This is a genomic window from Nitrosopumilus sp. (assembly GCF_025699255.1).
In the GTDB taxonomy this organism is placed as follows: domain Archaea; phylum Thermoproteota; class Nitrososphaeria; order Nitrososphaerales; family Nitrosopumilaceae; genus Nitrosopumilus.
On sequence record NZ_JAILWA010000006.1, the window covers coordinates 40,270 to 57,103 of the forward strand.

General features: G+C 33.8%; 22 protein-coding genes and 1 tRNA gene. 16 read left to right on the forward strand and 7 right to left on the reverse strand.

The genetic code is table 11. The features are described from left to right. Positions 1-32 precede the first annotated feature (32 nt). Positions 33-698 (reverse strand): DNA-directed RNA polymerase subunit D, encoded by a 666-nt coding sequence (locus tag K5781_RS06770; RefSeq protein WP_297442053.1) that lies wholly within the window; start codon positions 696-698, stop codon positions 33-35. A 59-nt stretch (positions 699-757) separates the two neighbouring features. Here K5781_RS06770 and K5781_RS06775 point away from each other — a divergent pair, with 59 nt between their 5' ends. The 8 genes from K5781_RS06775 to K5781_RS06810 are packed head-to-tail and all read left to right on the forward strand — an operon-like array spanning position 758 to position 5,289. Beyond that, the gene (locus K5781_RS06775) at positions 758-1,444 is read left to right on the forward strand and encodes a ribosome assembly factor SBDS (protein WP_297442055.1); all 687 of its coding nucleotides are present in this window, start codon (positions 758-760) and stop codon (positions 1,442-1,444) included. Next, entirely contained in the window at positions 1,444-2,127 is a 684-nt protein-coding gene (rrp4, locus tag K5781_RS06780; RefSeq protein ID WP_297442057.1) for an exosome complex RNA-binding protein Rrp4, read from the forward strand. Before K5781_RS06775 ends, rrp4 begins: the two co-directional genes overlap by 1 nt. Beyond that, positions 2,127-2,861 carry an exosome complex exonuclease Rrp41 gene (gene rrp41 / locus K5781_RS06785; protein ID WP_297442059.1) on the forward strand — a complete coding sequence of 245 codons (735 nt, stop codon included), beginning with the start codon at positions 2,127-2,129 and terminating at the stop codon, positions 2,859-2,861. The genes rrp4 and rrp41 overlap by 1 nt, the downstream gene beginning before the upstream one ends. A 2-nt stretch (positions 2,862-2,863) precedes the next feature. Beyond that, on the forward strand, positions 2,864-3,682 hold the full coding sequence (rrp42, locus tag K5781_RS06790) for an exosome complex protein Rrp42 (protein WP_297442061.1): 819 nt from the start codon (positions 2,864-2,866) through the stop codon (positions 3,680-3,682). A 1-nt stretch (position 3,683) separates the two neighbouring features. Continuing rightward, complete coding sequence (locus tag K5781_RS06795) at positions 3,684-3,896, forward strand: 50S ribosomal protein L37 (RefSeq protein ID WP_297442063.1); 213 nt, start codon at positions 3,684-3,686, stop codon at positions 3,894-3,896. Then, complete coding sequence (locus K5781_RS06800; RefSeq protein WP_297442065.1) at positions 3,880-4,125, forward strand: KEOPS complex subunit Pcc1; 246 nt, start codon at positions 3,880-3,882, stop codon at positions 4,123-4,125. The genes K5781_RS06795 and K5781_RS06800 overlap by 17 nt, the downstream gene beginning before the upstream one ends. Positions 4,126-4,148: 23 nt before the next feature. Beyond that, the gene (locus tag K5781_RS06805; RefSeq protein WP_297442067.1) at positions 4,149-4,550 is read left to right on the forward strand and encodes a prefoldin subunit beta; all 402 of its coding nucleotides are present in this window, start codon (positions 4,149-4,151) and stop codon (positions 4,548-4,550) included. A 52-nt stretch (positions 4,551-4,602) separates the two neighbouring features. Further along, entirely contained in the window at positions 4,603-5,289 is a 687-nt protein-coding gene (locus tag K5781_RS06810) for an ERCC4 domain-containing protein (RefSeq protein ID WP_297442069.1), read from the forward strand. A 22-nt stretch (positions 5,290-5,311) separates the two neighbouring features. Here K5781_RS06810 and K5781_RS06815 read toward each other — a convergent pair whose 3' ends face one another. Both K5781_RS06815 and K5781_RS06820 read right to left on the reverse strand, forming a co-directional pair. After that, the gene (locus tag K5781_RS06815) at positions 5,312-5,806 is read right to left on the reverse strand and encodes a nucleotide-binding protein (RefSeq protein WP_297442071.1); all 495 of its coding nucleotides are present in this window, start codon (positions 5,804-5,806) and stop codon (positions 5,312-5,314) included. Then, positions 5,796-6,611: an NAD(+)/NADH kinase gene (locus K5781_RS06820; protein ID WP_297442073.1), complete on the reverse strand. Its 816-nt coding sequence runs from the start codon at positions 6,609-6,611 to the stop codon at positions 5,796-5,798. The genes K5781_RS06815 and K5781_RS06820 overlap by 11 nt, the downstream gene beginning before the upstream one ends. A gap of 90 nt (positions 6,612-6,701) precedes the next feature. Here K5781_RS06820 and K5781_RS06825 point away from each other — a divergent pair, with 90 nt between their 5' ends. Genes K5781_RS06825 through K5781_RS06840 form a run of 4 tightly spaced genes read left to right on the forward strand, consistent with a single transcriptional unit; the run spans position 6,702 to position 10,958 of the window. After that, a complete protein-coding gene (locus tag K5781_RS06825) occupies positions 6,702-7,547 on the forward strand; it encodes a sulfurtransferase (RefSeq protein ID WP_297442075.1) in 846 nt (281 codons plus the stop codon). Position 7,548: 1 nt separating this feature from the next. Further along, positions 7,549-7,860, forward strand: a complete 312-nt coding sequence (locus tag K5781_RS06830) for a hypothetical protein (RefSeq protein WP_297442077.1) — start codon at positions 7,549-7,551, stop codon at positions 7,858-7,860. 36 nt (positions 7,861-7,896) lie between these two features. Further along, positions 7,897-8,844 carry a 4Fe-4S binding protein gene (locus K5781_RS06835; RefSeq protein ID WP_366848066.1) on the forward strand — a complete coding sequence of 316 codons (948 nt, stop codon included), beginning with the start codon at positions 7,897-7,899 and terminating at the stop codon, positions 8,842-8,844. A gap of 53 nt (positions 8,845-8,897) precedes the next feature. Then, positions 8,898-10,958 (forward strand): cellulose synthase family protein, encoded by a 2,061-nt coding sequence (locus tag K5781_RS06840; RefSeq protein ID WP_297442081.1) that lies wholly within the window; start codon positions 8,898-8,900, stop codon positions 10,956-10,958. Here K5781_RS06840 and K5781_RS06845 read toward each other — a convergent pair whose 3' ends face one another. Then, positions 10,959-12,464, reverse strand: a complete 1,506-nt coding sequence (locus K5781_RS06845; protein ID WP_297442083.1) for a chemotaxis protein — start codon at positions 12,462-12,464, stop codon at positions 10,959-10,961. 395 nt (positions 12,465-12,859) lie between these two features. Here K5781_RS06845 and K5781_RS06850 point away from each other — a divergent pair, with 395 nt between their 5' ends. Next, on the forward strand, positions 12,860-14,188 hold the full coding sequence (locus tag K5781_RS06850; protein ID WP_297442085.1) for a cation:proton antiporter: 1,329 nt from the start codon (positions 12,860-12,862) through the stop codon (positions 14,186-14,188). Beyond that, positions 14,181-14,606, forward strand: a complete 426-nt coding sequence (locus K5781_RS06855) for a hypothetical protein (RefSeq protein WP_297442087.1) — start codon at positions 14,181-14,183, stop codon at positions 14,604-14,606. Before K5781_RS06850 ends, K5781_RS06855 begins: the two co-directional genes overlap by 8 nt. Before the next feature lie 7 nt (positions 14,607-14,613). On the opposite strand, the gene K5781_RS06860 is transcribed toward K5781_RS06855, so the two are convergent. Beyond that, positions 14,614-14,690 (reverse strand) — tRNA-Gly (locus K5781_RS06860). Positions 14,691-14,753: 63 nt separating this feature from the next. Here K5781_RS06860 and K5781_RS06865 point away from each other — a divergent pair. Further along, a complete protein-coding gene (locus tag K5781_RS06865; protein ID WP_297442089.1) occupies positions 14,754-15,020 on the forward strand; it encodes a hypothetical protein in 267 nt (88 codons plus the stop codon). Here the strand turns inward: K5781_RS06865 and K5781_RS06870 are convergent. Further along, entirely contained in the window at positions 15,009-15,518 is a 510-nt protein-coding gene (locus K5781_RS06870) for a 50S ribosomal protein L16 (RefSeq protein ID WP_297442090.1), read from the reverse strand. The genes K5781_RS06865 and K5781_RS06870 overlap by 12 nt on opposite strands. A gap of 98 nt (positions 15,519-15,616) precedes the next feature. On the opposite strand from K5781_RS06870, the gene endA reads away from it, so the two are divergent. After that, positions 15,617-16,180: a tRNA-intron lyase gene (gene endA, locus K5781_RS06875; RefSeq protein WP_297442092.1), complete on the forward strand. Its 564-nt coding sequence runs from the start codon at positions 15,617-15,619 to the stop codon at positions 16,178-16,180. Here endA and K5781_RS06880 read toward each other — a convergent pair. After that, complete coding sequence (locus tag K5781_RS06880) at positions 16,177-16,833, reverse strand: DNA repair helicase (protein WP_297442094.1); 657 nt, start codon at positions 16,831-16,833, stop codon at positions 16,177-16,179. The two genes, endA and K5781_RS06880, sit on opposite strands and share 4 nt — an antisense overlap. Position 16,834: the final 1 nt, after the last annotated feature.

Consider the following 16,834-nt stretch of genomic DNA (forward strand, 5'->3'; position numbering starts at 1 on the left):
TTTAAAACCCAAATATAATGTCTATGCTTAGATTATTCTTCGACTTGGTCAATCATTTCCTTAAATTGACCTATTCTATTGCTGACCTCGTCAACTCCTGAAAGAATAATTTGTTCAGGATTGAGTGCTCCTGTTGATTCTACTGTAAGCACTTTGACATCTTCTTTGTCAGTATCCGTAAGTGTTGATACTGTAGCAGCATTCCATTTTGCATGTTCTGTACCGCGACCAAGTCTTGCATAACACTCTACTTTGATTCTTTGACCTGGTGCTAGTTGAACAATTGGAATTTTATCTGATGTTGGCTTGATGGAATCATCTTCAGAAGATAATTCACTTGAAAGAACTGCACGTGTTACATCTGAATCTCCTGAATCTAAAACTAACATTACTTTACAGTTTGAGCATCCTGTTTCACTCTGACATTCACATTTAGATGGCTCATTAAATCTAGCCAAATCTGTTGTTAATGGAATAAGTCCTAATCTGTGAGCCAAACCTTCATCTGGTAATACTGATGAATTTTCAATAATATCTACAGTGTCTATTGCAAATGTTGGAACTCCATTTAGACAAACACGTCTTAACGCATTTGCATATTGTAATGGTATGCCTGTAAGTTTTACAGCAATTTTTTGATTATCTTTACTAATTACATCTAAGGATGACAAATCTTGAACAAAATCTTCAAAGTCCACATAAAAATCTAGCTAGTTTCACGTATAGATAAATAGCAAATAATACTACTATTATTGAAATGGCAGATTATACATTAGTTAGATATTCTTTTGAAGGCGAAAAATTTGAGATTATGGTAAAACCAGATCCTGCACTTGATTATCGATTGGGTAAGAAAAAGGACATTTCCTCAATATTGGTATCTGACGAAATATACACTGATGCCAGTAAAGGAACAAGGCCTACTGCTGAAAAATTACAACATGCTTTCAAAACTGAAGACTCTGCTGAAATTGCAGAGATTATTCTCAAGAAAGGAGATCTGAATTTAACCACTGATCAAAGGCGAAAAATGATTGAAGAGAAAAAAAAACAGATAATTACATTTATTGCTAAAACTTATGTCGATCCTAAAACTCATCTGCCTCATCCACCACTTAGAATTGAACAAGCCATGAAAGATGGTAGAGTTTCAATAGATCCTCACAAAACAGTAGATGAACAAGTAAAGGATATTGTTGATAAATTACGTTCTATCATAGCTTTAAAATCTGAAAATCTAAAATTGGAAATTACAATCCCTGCTCAATATGCATCTCAATCATATGCAGTTTTGAAATCTGTTGGTTCTCTAAACAAAGAAGAATGGCAAAATAATGGTTCACTAAAAGCAATACTTGAAATACCCGCTGCGGCAAGGCCAAACGTGATAGACAGATTAGGTTCTATAACTAAGGGTTCAGCCACAGTAGAGGTAATTCAATAATGGATAATAAGAGAAAATACGTTATTCCAGGCGATGTGGTGACTACTGGCCCTTTTAGACCTGAACAAAATGTAATACTTGAAGGCAATAAAATAATTTCAACTACTATTGGAATTTCTGAAATTTATGATGATTCTGTTAAAGTCATTCCGTTAACAGGAAAATACATTCCTAAAATCAACGATCTTGTAATTGGTAAAGTAATTTCTCATACTTCATTGTCATGGGAATTGGATATCAATTCTTGTTATGTAGGATTTTTACCTGCTCAAGATGTTTTTGGAAGAGATTTTTCAGCCCATGCTGATGAACTATCATCCAAATTAAAATCAGGAGACTTGGTGGCTGCAAGAATTGCTAATTTTGATAGAACAAGAGATCCTCTAGTTACAATATCTGACAGAGATTTAGGTAAAATTGATTCTGGAGACTTGGTAAAAATTTCACCAAGTAAGGTTCCACGCCTAATTGGAAAACGTGGAAGCATGATTCAGATGATTGAAATGGCTACTAATGCTGCAGTGACTATAGGCCAAAATGGCTGGGTAGTTGTTTCTTGTGAAACTCCCGAGGGATTATTAAAGGCTAAAAAAGCAATTGAAATGATTAATGAAAAAGCACATGTTGCTAATTTGACTGATCAAGTGAAAGAAATGTTAGAAATAAAGGATGATGAATCATAATGGGCGGAAGAGACGCAACAATGGTCCTATTGGACGAGAATGGAATTCGTTGTGATGGTCGTAAAGTAGATGAACCACGACGAATTATGATTAGAGCCGGTGGACTAAAGAATGCTGACGGTTCTGCTTACATTGAATTTGGTGATAACAAAATTCTAGTTGGTGTCTTTGGTCCAAGAGATGTCCATCCAAAACACATGTCTGATACTGATACAGGAATTTTACGAGTTAGATATCATATGGAACCATTTTCTGTTGGTGAGAGAAAGAATCCTGCACCATCAAGAAGAGAAATTGAAATTTCCAAAGTAATCAAAGAGGCATTAGAGCCAGCAGTAATGTTGGAAAAATTCCCAAGAACTGCAGTTGATGTTTTCATTGAAGTATTACAAGCCGATGGTGGAACTAGATGTGCTGCACTTACTGCAGCTTCTGTTGCATTGGCTGATGCAGGTATTCCTATGAGAGATATGGTTGCAGCAATTGCAGCAGGCAAAGTTGCTGATACAGTTATTCTTGATGTCAACAATGAAGAAGATCAAGCTGGTCAAGCAGATATGCCAATTGGCTACATGCCAAGTCTTGAGAAAATTACATTATTACAATTAGATGGAGTATTGACTCCTGAAGAATACAAGAAATGTGTTGATGTTGGAGTTCAAGGATGTAAACTTGTTTACGATTTACAAAAGAAAGCTCTTAACGACAAATACTTTGGAAAGGGAAGCGATTAAAATTGACATCTACTTCTGTTATTGACGAACTAAAGAGAACTCAGATTCTTGAATTGTTAGAGCAAGGAAAGAGAGTTGATGGACGAGCATTTGATGAACCTCGTGAAATTTCAATTGAAACTAATGCAATTCCAAAAGCAAATGGTTCTGCAAGAATTCGTCTTGGAGATACTGAAGTAGTATGTGGTGTAAAAATTCAACCTGATAGACCTTTCCCAGACACTGGTGACAAAGGACTCTTCATTTGTACGGCTGAATTATTACCTTTATCTCATCCTACAGTTGAGACTGGACCTCCACAACCTCCTGTAATTGAGTTAGCAAGAGTAGTGGATAGAGGAATCAGAGAGAGTCATATGATTGACGTTACTCAATTAGTAATTGAAAAAGACAAATCTGTAATTGGTGTATTTGCAGATAATGTAGTTGTTGATTATGATGGAAATCTATTTGATGCATGCTCCTATGCTAGTACAGCAGCATTACTTTCATCTAAAACTCCAAAATGGAATTGGGTTGATGATGCTCCAGCACTTGCTGAGGGGGAAGAATCTGATTTACCAATAACAACAATCCCTGTATCAGTCACTATGGGAAAAATTGGAAATCATATCATAGTTGATCCAAATGGTGATGAATGGGATAGCATGGATGCACGTATTACAATTACCAGTGATTCTGATGGAAATATCTGTGCTTTACAAAAAGGTGGCAGCGATGGATTCACCCAAGATGAAATTAACAAATGCGGTGAAATATCTGTCAGAGTAGGCGCAAAAATAAGGGAAAAATTAAAAGAAGCTCAAAAAGGTGGTCAATAAAATGGCAAAAGGAAAAAAATCACTTAAAGGATTGGGTGCCCGTTATGGAATTAAAATCAGAAAACAATATACAAAAATTCACTTACAATTAAAAGAAAAACGAACTTGTCCTGAATGTGGTTCTCAAACATTTAGTCGTGATGCAGTAGGTATCTGGTCTTGCAAAAAATGCAGCTATAAAGTAGCTGGAACAGCATATGACGTTAAACTTTAGTGCAAAAATTATTGTTGATGCAAAAGACAAAACTCAAGCAATTTATGATTCTGTAAATATTGATAACGAATTTTATCCAGAAAACCCCGTGAAAACTAAGATACACTTTGATGAAAAAATTGTCATTTTGGCAGAAGCAGAACAATTAACTCATCTTAGAGCAAATTTGAATTCTACACTTAGATTAATCCAGGCCAGTTTTGACTCGATTGAATCGGTAAAGATATAATGAAACAAATTTTTTGTTAAAATATGTCAGCAGGACAAATGCCACCTTGGCTTCAAGAACAACTAATGAAATTACAACAATCTCAACAAAGCCTCCAATCCATTATGACTCAAAAACAACACCTTGACATTGAGAAAGCCGAGACTGAAAAAGCTCTTGAAGAGTTAAAAAAAATTGCAGATGGTGATGCTGTTTTCAAACAAGCTGGTACTGTCTTGATTAAATCCAAAAAACAGGAATTAATTGATGAATTGGAAGAAAGAATAGAGATGAGTAAAACTCGTGCAACTGTTCTTGAAAAACAGGAAACCCGTATGAAAGAAACTCTAAAAGAACAAGAAGCAAAAATTACTGAAATGATGAAAGGTGGCTCTGCAAATGCCCCTCCAAATTCTCCTCCTTCAGAAGATAATCCTAGAAAATAAAATTCAATCCTATTTCATATAAGATATTAACAATTCTTTTCAGATACTTGTTGTGAAGTTAGAAAATCTCAGAATCATTGTGGATGAACGAGAACGAAAAAGTGGAATTCCTGAATTACTAAAATCAGTTGGACTCAATCTTGAGATGAAAACACTTCCGATTGGTGATTATATTGTGGCTCCAGAAACAATTGTTGAACGTAAAAGTATTAGAGATTTGATGGCGTCGGTCTTTGATGGCAGACTTTTTGATCAATGTACAAGACTCAAAGAACATTTTGAACATCCTGTTGTTTTGATGGAAGGAAATGTAGATGAGATTGAAGAAATAACTGAAAACCCATTGATTTTTTATGGTGCAATTTCTACTGTTGTTCTTGATTTTAAAATTCCAGTAATTCCTACTCCTAGTGCAGCTCATACTGCAAAGTTACTTGTTTCAATGTGTTCTAGAAAGGATGTTACAAAAGGACCATATCTCAAAAAGATAAAAAAATCCTCAGATTTGGAAAAACAACAACTTTCTGTTCTTTGTAGTCTTCCAGGAATTGGAGAAAAGTTTGCAGTTAGAATGTTGGAAAAATTTGGAACTCCGTTGAAAGTTTTTAGTGCAACCACTGCTGAATTGGCAAAAGTTGAAGGATTAGGTGAGGCTCGTGCCAAAAAGATCAAAAAAACTTTGGCTACAAAAAACAAGCTTCTAAAAAAATCAAATCAAATAACTTTGGATGATTCTTAATAGATGTTTTACATTTTTTGAATTATATTGAAACTGATTTTTCTTTGAGTAGTTTTCTTTTCAACTGTGTTCCACACATAGGGCATTCTTTTCCCGTGATGTGATTAGTTCTACAGCCTGGACAATAATGAACCCATTTTCCTACATCTTCTATGCCTTTTGTCATGATTGGTAAAATCTCTAAACCTAAATTTTTGGCTACATTTGATATTGCAAAATCATCGCTAATTATCTGGCCGTTCATTTCAATGCATAGCGCTAGTATTGAAATATCTTGTTTAGATAATTGGGGAAAATCTCCGGTGTCTTTAGCTGCCTTTATTGCATCTTCTGTTGATTTTAAATCAGGTTCTCTTATCTTTAATCTGTTAGTTTCAAGCAGTGTTCCTAATGCATCATGATTTTTCTTTATGTGTTTAATCTCATCATATACTGCAGATGTTGTATAGCAATCTTCTGATGATCTAAATGGTACTCCTGCATAAAATGCACTGGCGTCTAAAATTCTAAAATCCAAGTTTGCTCATCTGTCTCAGTCCTCTTTTCTTTAATCTAAGAAAGACTGCTGGTTTTTTATATTTTTTTATTGTAATTGGTTCTTCATATCCTGCTGTTTTAACAACTTGTGCATCCATAGCTATATTACAATCATGAGAACACGTGATTTCAATTTTTTCATCTGGAACAATTAATGATGCTAGTCTGTATACTGGTGCAACTGGCGTTATGATTAAAACATCTAAACTTTCATGTAAAATTGGGCCTCCAAGTGAAAATGAATGTCCTGTGGATCCACTTGGAGTTGCAATTATCACTCCATCCATTTTTTGTTTGACTGTGTCATCTTGAAATTTAATTTTAATTTCTGCTGTCTTTGTTAAATTAGTTCGTGAAATGTAAATTTCATTTAGTGCGGGTGGAAATTCTTTTCCGCCACATGATGCAACAACTCTAGTTCTTTTATCTAAAAAGAAATTATCTTTTAAAATTTGTTCAATTGCGTCATCAATTTCCTCGATAGTGATTTCTGCTAATATTCCCCTGTTTCCGCCTACATTTATTGTCAAAATTGGTGTTTCATTTTCTAAATTTCTAAATACTCTAAGAGTTGTCCCGTCTCCTCCGAGGGTAATTACCAAATCTAGTTTTTCTTTTTTCAATTCTTCTAATGTTTCAATTTGTTTTGCTCCTTCTACTTCGATTGGAGAAATTGTAAATACTTTGGATTTTTTTGCCAAAAATTTCTTTGCGACATTTTTTGCAGCTTGTTCTGAGTCTTTAGATCCTACCTTGCTTACCACTGCCACTTTTTGTAATTTCAAGCAGTTCTTCTGAAGCCTATTAACATAAAAATGATATTTTTGGTATTCTTTGGAAAAACAAATAAGTATGAAAACAAACTCGTACAAAATATGAGTTACGCACATCCTGAAGTTTTAGTTGATACAGAATGGGTATCGCAAAATCCTCCCAATGAGAATAGGAAATTAGTAGAAGTTGATTATGATCCTGTAAATGGATATGAAAAAGGACACATTAACGGTGCCACTTTAATTTGGTGGAAACGAGACATTAATGATCCTGTAACTCGAGATATTATCAGTAAAAAAGAATTTGAAGCATTAATGTCAAAGAATGGAATTACTGCCGATACTGAAGTAATTCTTTATGGTGACTTTAACAATTGGTTTGCAGCCTTTGTTTTCTGGGTTTTCAAAATTTATGGACATGAAAATCTCAAGATTATGAATGGCGGAAGAAAAAAATGGGAATTAGAAAATAAAGAATACACTACAGATGAACCACAAATCGCTGCAACGAATTATGTTGCACAACCTCCAGATGAAGGATTACGTGCATATCTATTTGATGTGAGTAGAGCACTAGGAAAAGAAGATACTGTAATGGTGGATGTAAGATCTCCTGCAGAATTCTCAGGCCAAATAACTGCTCCTCCAGAATATCCAATGGAGCATGCACAAAGAGGCGGTCATATTCCTGACGCAAATAACATTCCATGGGCAACAGCAGTTAATGATGCTGATGGTACATTCAAAGCAGTTGAAGAATTAAAACAAAATTATGAACCAAAAGGTGTAACTCCGGATAAAGATGTCATTTGCTATTGTAGAATTGGAGAGCGTTCATCACACAGTTGGTTTGTACTAAAATATCTACTTGGATATCCTAAGGTCCGAAATTATGATGGTTCTTGGACTGAATGGGGAAACATGATAGGAAATCCTGTGGAAAAATAAATTGCTATTAGACCTTCCTATTCTAAAGAAAGGCTCTTTCTATTTTATCAAAGATGGTGAGTCTGATATCATCATGGAAGACAAAACAAAACGAGGACTTGAAATTAAAGAAACATCGATTGATGAAAAACTCCATGTTAAAGCTGATAAAGGTATGATCCATGATATGGATGGAATAGGTCATTGGGTCCCTATTCGTTGGTATTTTTCAAAGAATTCGTATGATCTATCTCAAGTAGAAGTTCATGCTGAAGCAATGGAAAAAAAATACACAGAACTTCGAGAACTTACATGTCCTGACGATGACGACTGATAACCTTTTTAAATAAAATAAAATTACAGAGACCAGATGTCCTTACTTCTCAAAGATCGAGTTTGGTCAATGGAAGCACCCACTGCAAAACGTGGAGTATATCCGTTACATGGATTTAAGCTTGGGTTATACCGATTACCAATTAAGCTTGAAGAAATTCCTGAGATAAAATCTGTCCATGATGGCCTCAAAAAGGCTTTTGAGATGGACATGTATGCAGACAGAATTTTTGCAACCTATAGATGGAAAGAACAAAACATGGATAATCCGGATGCAAAAGGATACGAAGAAGTTGATTTATCAGTTACAGTAGAAATTGTAACTGGAGAAGTTGTAGACATTATTTATCAAATTTTCCCAATTGAAAAATTCGGTGATCCGAATTGGGTCAAAGATTACAGAAAGAAAGCAGATCATTTTGCAAAAATGGTCATTGATACTATTTTACGAAATACTATTTTGGCCGACAAAATGATCTCTTATTTTGCTAAAACTGAAAAAATTTCTGAAGTGGCAGCAATTCAAAAACTAGAAGAATTAACCCCTCTTGCAAAAATTGTTCTTGGAGCAAAACCAAAACCTGTTGAGGCAAAAGATGATGAAGAAGAGGAAGATGATAGTTCTATCGAAATTCCAGATGGTGCAAAACCTGGACCAATTGATGTTGATTATAAATCAAAAATGAAACCTTCTGCTGCATATGAAGCTGCAGAACACACAATCAAAACTTGGGGAAGACGTGGAACCAGTAATGGTATCATGGGTGTATGGGGAGAATTTGTTTCAGTAGATTATGATATTTGTATTGCCGATGGTGGATGCATTGAAGCATGTCCTGTAGGTGTTTACGAATGGTTTGATACTCCTGGCAATCCTGCATCTGAGAAAAAACCCTTAATGTCAAAGGAACCTGATTGTATTTTCTGTTTGGCATGTGAAGGTGTTTGTCCTCCACAAGCAATCAAGATTTATGAGCAAAAATAATTTTAATTTTTGCAACTATAAATAGCGATTAGTAATTCTGTGAAATTAGGGATATGGCAATTAACCCTTTCACAACATTTGTATTTGATCTGTTTATTTTCTCTGCAATTATTATTACAGCATACACTGTTAATTTCTATTATCTTGCAATTATTTCTAGAACTAGAAAAGAAAGACACCCGACAATTGATTGGGGAACACCTAGCGTCACAATTCAATTGCCAATATACAATGAAAAATATGTAGCAAAAAGACTTGTAGATTCTGTTTGTAATCTGGATTATCCTAAAGAAAAAATGAGAATAATGGTATGTGATGATTCTGATGATGATACAGTTGAATTACTTGGAAATGTTGTTGATGATTACAAAAAACAAGGATTTCAGATTGAACATGTTAGACGTGGTACTAGGAAAGGATACAAAGCTGGTGCACTAAAACATGCAATGAAAACTACTGATACTGATCTAGTTGCTATTTTTGATGCTGATTTTATTCCTCCTACATGGTTCCTTAAACGAGCTATTCCACATTTTGCAAAATCTAACATAGGATTGGTTCAATGTAGATGGGGACATGTAAATGAAAACTATTCTGCACTTACTCAAGTTCAAGCACTAAGTATTGATTTTCATTTTTTAATTGAGCAAAAAGCAAAAAGCAATTCTCATCTTTTCATGAATTTCAATGGTACTGCAGGAATTTGGAGACGTGAATGCATTGAAGATGCAGGAGGTTGGCACACTGCTACACTAGTTGAAGATCTTGATTTAAGCTATAGAGCACAAATGAAAGGCTGGAAATGTTTATTCTTACCTGACATTGTGGTTGATGCTGAATTGCCTGCACAAATGAATGGGGCAAAAAGACAACAATTTCGTTGGGCAAAAGGCTCCATCCAATGTGCAATAAAACTACTTTCTGATATTGGTTTAAAACGAAACGTTGGATTAGAGGCAAAAATTCAGGCATTCATTCAACTGACTCGTCATATTGTTTACCCTCTAGTTTTAATTCAATTTTTGACTTTGCCTATATTACTAGCTGCTCAAGTTAATCTCTATGTAGTTAGTGTTTTGCCCGCAATTACACTTGCTACCTATCTTGCAATGGGACCTGGTGCATACATGATTGTAATTCGTGGCATGTATCACAAATCGTGGAAATCAAAAGCCAAATTATTGCCTGCTTTACTTGTTTACAATGCTGGAATGTCAGTTAACAATACTGTTGCAGTTTTTGATGCAGTACTTGGAAAGAAAAATGAATTTCATAGAACTCCAAAATATGGAATAGTTACAAAAAAAGATGATTGGAGAGACAAAGCTTACAATCTTCCATTTACACAAACAACTCTTTTGGAAATATTTTTTGGCGTTTATGGAATAATGGGAATCTTTATTTCAATATTTTCTAACAATCCTGTGTTTGTACCAATTATCGCCATTCAGGCATTAGGTTTTTTCTATATTGCTTACATGAGCTTGTCTCATACTCGCTTTAAAAGAAATAAATCCAGTGTTAATCGACCAAAAACGAAGAAAGAAAAAATGGCAAATACTATTTACAAACTTTCCATGATTGGAATTATTGGAATAATTGTTTTTGGAGCATATATGGCAGTTGCTGGTTATAATTCAGATATTTATCCTCTTGATAGAATCCGAGGAAATCTTGATGGAATTGTTGCTTCTTCCGATCCTAATGTTATTCGGGATCACTTGACATCTATTCAGGCTGATTTGGATATTGTTATGATTAATTTGCCTGAAACAACTGATAGTGATGGTAAACTGATTTCTAAAAACCCTGTTTGGATTTTTGGTACAGAATCTACAAATTTCATTAGAATTCAAAATGATGTAAACTCTATGTTTGATGGTCTTGATGAAATCTCTTCTATTTCAAAAGATAATTCTGCTTATCATACTGGAATGTTGGATATTAATGATAGAGCATTATTATTAAAAGCCAATATTATGGATGCTACTCCATACATGTATGTCAGTCCTGCAAATATGATGTTAAGTGTTATTTGGATTGCAGCAATCATTGGAATTTTTGCAGCTCTGAAACGAAAGAAAGATCAGCTTACTAAATCTGATGAAGAATAATTAAGAAATATTCAGATCTTTTCTAAGCTCATCTACAGCTCTAATACCGTAAATGTCTCTAACTTGTTGAATTCTAATTGACTCTTTTAGCATGTCTCTTCCTATTGCATTTGTCAAAATTGAGTAAACATCACTAAATCTAATTTCCCACCTATCTGCGCAATCTAGAATTTTACTTACTGCCCACTGTCTAACTTCATGTGGTAATGGGATTTTTTCTCCTGATTCAATGGAAATTCTATCAAACAGATTTACAATGTCTGCAGTTTGTGATGCCATATTTTCTATATCTTTAGAAACACCGTATTTTGATTCTGCATTCATTCTGATGTTTGATTGATATTCTGATAGTTTTAACAACGCCATCATTTCTTTTGAGGAATCACTAGATGCTTTGTTTGTGACATTCTTGACTGATTGTAATTCTTCATAGAGTTTTTCAGATTTCTTATGAAACTCTATTGTGGATTCATCTTGTCTTTTTAGAGTGTCTGAGACTGATGATATTTTTTGTTCAATCTTGTTAGTTTTATCAAACACATTTTCTTTGAAATTTGAAAGTTCTTCCTGAACTGATTTTAATCCTTCTCCAACAAATGCTGTTGAATCTGCTCTTTGAGATAGGGCGCCAATTTCAGTCTCAATTTTGTCTATTTTCCCTCCTAATTCTTTGATTGATTCTAGACTCAAGTTATCTACAGAATTAGCTTTGGAGGATATTGTCTCAAACTGTTGTTTAAGGCCGTCAATTACTCCTCCTAACGAATCAATTTTTGATGCTTTAGATGAGATCGAATCAATTGTTATCTTGATGGCTTCTAATTCTGCATTGAGATTTGAATTAGATGTAATTCCTTCAGATATTCTACCCAATTCTAGTTTTAGACTCTCAATGATTTGGGAATCTGTATCGAGTTTTTCAGTTTTTCCTGAAATTTCTTCTATTGTATTTTTTAGACTATTCATTTCAGAACCAATCTCTAAAAATGAGTCTGTTTTCCCTGAAACTTTTCTTAGATCATCTCTAACTTCATCAATTCTCTGAGCAATTTTTATGATCATTTGAGAATTATTTTTAATTGAATTCATACTGTCTTCTACTTGCTGAGATAATTCTTGGGGTTTTGTTGATTTTTGTAATTCAGATATTCTGCTAATCTCTTTTTCTAATTTTGATGTTTGATCATTGATTTTATTTACTAGATTTGATTGTGATCTAACTTGATTTAATCCTGCATACAGCTTTTGAGTATCATCTTCAATAATGTTGATTTGTTTTGATTGCTTTTGAATGTGCTCTAATGTTGATGTTAATGTATCAATCATACCTTTCATGGATAGTAGAACTTTTTGATTTTCTCCAAATATTTTTGACATGACTTTGATCTCTTTTTGTAAAGCCTTGTTGGAATCTGAAACAGATGCTACTTTTTTTAACACTGCTGCTGGACTAGGCTCTTTTTTTGTTTTAGTTGCGGTTTTCTTCTTTGTCGTTTTAGTAGCCATGTAAATTCAATTAAAAATTTGGAGTTAAAAAAGTTGGGTGTAAAATAAAAAATGTAAAGAGTTACTTGTTTACAACTTCTGGTTCATGAAGTAATTCATGAAATGTCTTTTCAGCCAACCCATTTGCTGTTTCAATAAACCCTCTTGGACAATATTCACATTGAATCATATAGTACGGTATGGTACCGTACTATTAATAGCAAGGTGATTACAAAGTAACCAATTATGCAGTCAGATACCCCAGGTCATATCTCCTCATGAAATCAGATGACCTACTCATCACTCTGCATTTAGAATATGATGTTTGAGAATAAAGAGGTTAAAGATTTTGAAATCTCTTGAGCCTCCAATTTTGAATCCATAATCATTTTTAAACAAATTTGTTAACTGAAAACATGCAAAGCCTTCCACTACAATTAGATTCAAGTGGAATTCATAGCTCTTTGAACAATACTGTTTCTAGTTTAATTGAACAGATTACTCCCGAACTTCCTCATACTAGTTTTGTTACTGATTTAGCTTTTATCATGATAATTGGTGCAGTTGTAACTCTGGCATTTTTTAAAATCAAACAACCCCTGATCATTGGTTATCTTTTTGCAGGTATGTTGATTGGACCGCTATCTCCTTTTTGGTCTTGGGTTTTACCTGAAGGTGGGCCCCCTACTGATGTTTTAGAGGGTGTTGGAATATTGTCTGATATTTCTGCATTGAATCTTTTTGCAGAAATTGGTGTAATTTTACTTCTTTTTGTAATTGGAATTGAATTTCCTTATGCCAAAATCAAAAGCATAGGTCGTGTTGCAATTGGAGTTGGAACCATTGGATTGTTTTCCACTTTGGGTGTGTTGTTCTATACTGCGACTGCTCTTGGGCTGGCATTTATGGATGCATTGTTTATTGCAGCTGCATTATCTATATCCAGTACTGCAATTATTGTCAAACTTTTAGAAGAGATGGGAAAGATCAAAAAAGAATCATCTATTCTGGTTTTGGGTATCTTGATTGTAGAAGACGTCATAGCAGTAATTTTAATTTCTTCATTACAATCTATTGCTTTAGTAGGAACTGTTTCTATAGAATCAATACTTGTTGTTGTACTAGTTGCAACTGGTTTAATTGTGGGAACATTCACTATTGGAACTCGTGTAATTCCCCCTCTGATTGATAAGGTTGCAGCTGCAGAGCATCGTGAAATTTTACTTCTTAGTGTTCTTGGGGTATGTTTTGGGTATGCTTTATTGGCAAATATCGTAGGACTCTCAGTAGCAATTGGGGCATTTTTGGCTGGTGTTTTAGTTGCTGAATCAAAATCTGCTGAAGTTGCAAAACTGCTTTCTAGTCCTATCAAAGATATGTTTGTAGCAATCTTCTTTATTTCGGTCGGTGCTTTGATGGATGTTTCACAGCTTGAAAATTATATTTTTGTAGCCATAGCTTTGATTGCTGTAGCTACTGGAATGAAGTTTGGAGGAAACATGATTGGAAATATGATTTTCAGACAAAAACGTGGAAAGGCTATGCGTTCTGCGTTTACTTTAGCAGCTCCTAGAGGAGAATTTTCAATTGTAATTGTGAAAGTTGGTGTTGATATTGGTGCAGTTAGTGCTTTCTTGTTTCCGTTAATTGGTATAATCTCTATAATCACTGCCTTTATTTCTCCATTTTTAGTAAAAGCTGGTGATAAAATAATACCTGCACTAGAAGAGCAAAATAATGTCTGATGAATTAAAAGAATTTCTCAAGAAAGTTCATCCTGGAATTACAACTTTTGATTTTGATGGAAAACAAACACCTTGTATTGAATTGGATGAAAAAAAATATGATGAGATGATATCTAAAGTTGCTGGACAATCTTTGTCTATAAATACAGATTTGAATATTTTACAAGATGGTTTAGGAAATGTTTTCGTGGAAATTACTTTGACATTTTCAAAAGGAAACATTGTTGAAAAATTTCTTGTCAATGCTAATACTGATCTTGAATTTTTTGAATCATTAGCAAAAACATCCATGCTTGCACTTTCTTCTCCTAAATCTAATTATGGTAAAGATAATGTGTTTATGATTCAATTGCCTCGTCCTGAAAAAGCTCAAGATGCTCTTGATATCATTAAGGATGCTCTAATTCCAAAGAATTAATCAAAAGTGGTGCAGTTACCGGGATTTGAACCCGGGTCACGTACTTGGCAAGCACGAGTACTAACCAGACTGTACTATAACTGCAACAACCCTCAAGGTTGAATTTGGATATTAAACTGTTTTTAACTATTTCAATCAAGATACATCATGGATGAAATTCTGTTGAAGAAAATTGAACAAAAAATTCAAGACTCTGTTTCTAACAAAGATGAAATTATTCAATTGATTGAATCATTTTCAAATATTGATGATTCTCAATCATTTGGATTGGGAATAATTGTGGGACGTATCTATAATACATTTTATTATCAATCTAAACGAATTCTAAATCGAGAACCTACAAAAGAAGAGTTTTTAGAATTTGTAGAATTTGTAAGAAATAAGAGATCTAATTTAACCAAACTATGGGGATAGTTTATTCCATTCAATGACCTTTATTTGTGGTGTTCCTGGTAATTTTACACATGCTCCGTGAAGTGCTTTCTTTGCAGCTTCAACATGTGCATCACCATTAACATACAATTCCATAATGCATTGACCTTGTTTTACTCTTGCACCTAAACTAACTGCTTTACCCCATGATCTTCGCATTCCTTCAGAAACTCTATCTGCACCTGCAGTTGCAATCTGTTTGTTTTCTCTAAGAAGATTGTGTGGATAAATTCTTAATCTTGAATAATAACCTGATTCACCTGTGGTTTTTTCAAGTGTTTTGTTTGCTGCTAATCTTGTAGACTCGATAGCCATATGTCTAATCTGAATTTTTTCATTGATTAATAATTGAACACAATATTGATATGTTCCTCTTTTTCCACCTTGAAATTTTGCAATTTTAATTTGTGGCTTACCTTTGATGTACTCTTTTCTGGTAAAGACTTGTCCAGTTCCATCTCGATAGTTTGCACCATGCATGATATTCTCAAGCCAAAACGCCCATATTTTAACGGTTAGCAGGCTATTCTTCGTATTATCCAATGCTTATATGGAAATCCAACAATTTCCACTTCATCATGGAAGATGCCCCTGTTGTTAATGGAGATCTGGTTTCAGATCAAGTATGTATTTCTAATAAAAATATGATTCATGAACTTGATTTGAAGGGTTTTGGAGAAATTGAAAGCGAGAAATTGTTTTTGAAATCTTTTGAAACTCTTTATCTGTTATACACAAAAAAACTCATTTTAAAAAAAGGAAAAAAATCGATTGATTTTGATTTCTTTATGAATATGTGTCAAAAAATTGATTTCGAAATTCTAACAAAGTTTTTGATATATCGTGATTTGCGAAACAGAGGTTATGTTGTAAAAGATGGTTTTGGTTTTGGATTTGATTTTCGAGTTTATGAGAGAGGACATTATGGTGAAAAAGGTGCCAAATTTCTTGTCTTTGGCCTTAATGAAGGTCAGCAAGAAAAAATGGGAACTTTGCAAAAAAAGGTTGAAGAAATAACTCAAATGGGTAAAGAACCTATAATTGCAGTAATTGATCGTCGTGGAGAGGTAATCTATTACAAAATTAACAGAATGAACTTTTATGAAAACAAAGCCCGCTTGGAAGAATCTTTCAATCTTTAATCTTGTAAAATCCACTCCGAAGAATATTTTAAAAGACTATTCCCTTCGGCTTTCATAAAATCATACACTTCGACATATTTGGTTTTATTGTCCCATAATTCTTCAAAATCCTTCATCTTTCTTTCTACTCTGGATTTGTCATTCCATGATGTAAACACATCTACAGATTCAAAATCTCGTGTTTGGGTTGAAAATGATTCTCTAGAAGTTCCAGTAAATGCTACTGTTTGATCATGTTCGTCTCTAAAAATCCCAATTCTTTCTGAGAATGAATCTGCAATTTGTTCAGAATTTGGAATTGCAACCTTTAATTCAATCTGGCCTTTATTGACAATATCTTGAAGTTTTTGAATCTTTGAATCTTTGATTAATTTTCCTTCAAACGACTTTGAATATTTTTCAGAAAATAATTTAGTGAAAAGATTCAGATCTGTAGTTCTAAATCTGTGCCCTGTAATCATTCTTAATTTTGCTTTTCCTATGGAAAAATTCTCAAAAGCCATGGCAATGGTTGCTAGCGTTTCTATTGATAGAAAATCAACACATCTATCATATTCAATACAATTACTGAGACAAGGAAAAAAAAATTCTGCTACAATATCATTTCTATCTGAACGATATTCTTCCTTTAATTCAATTTCTCTAAGGCTCAAC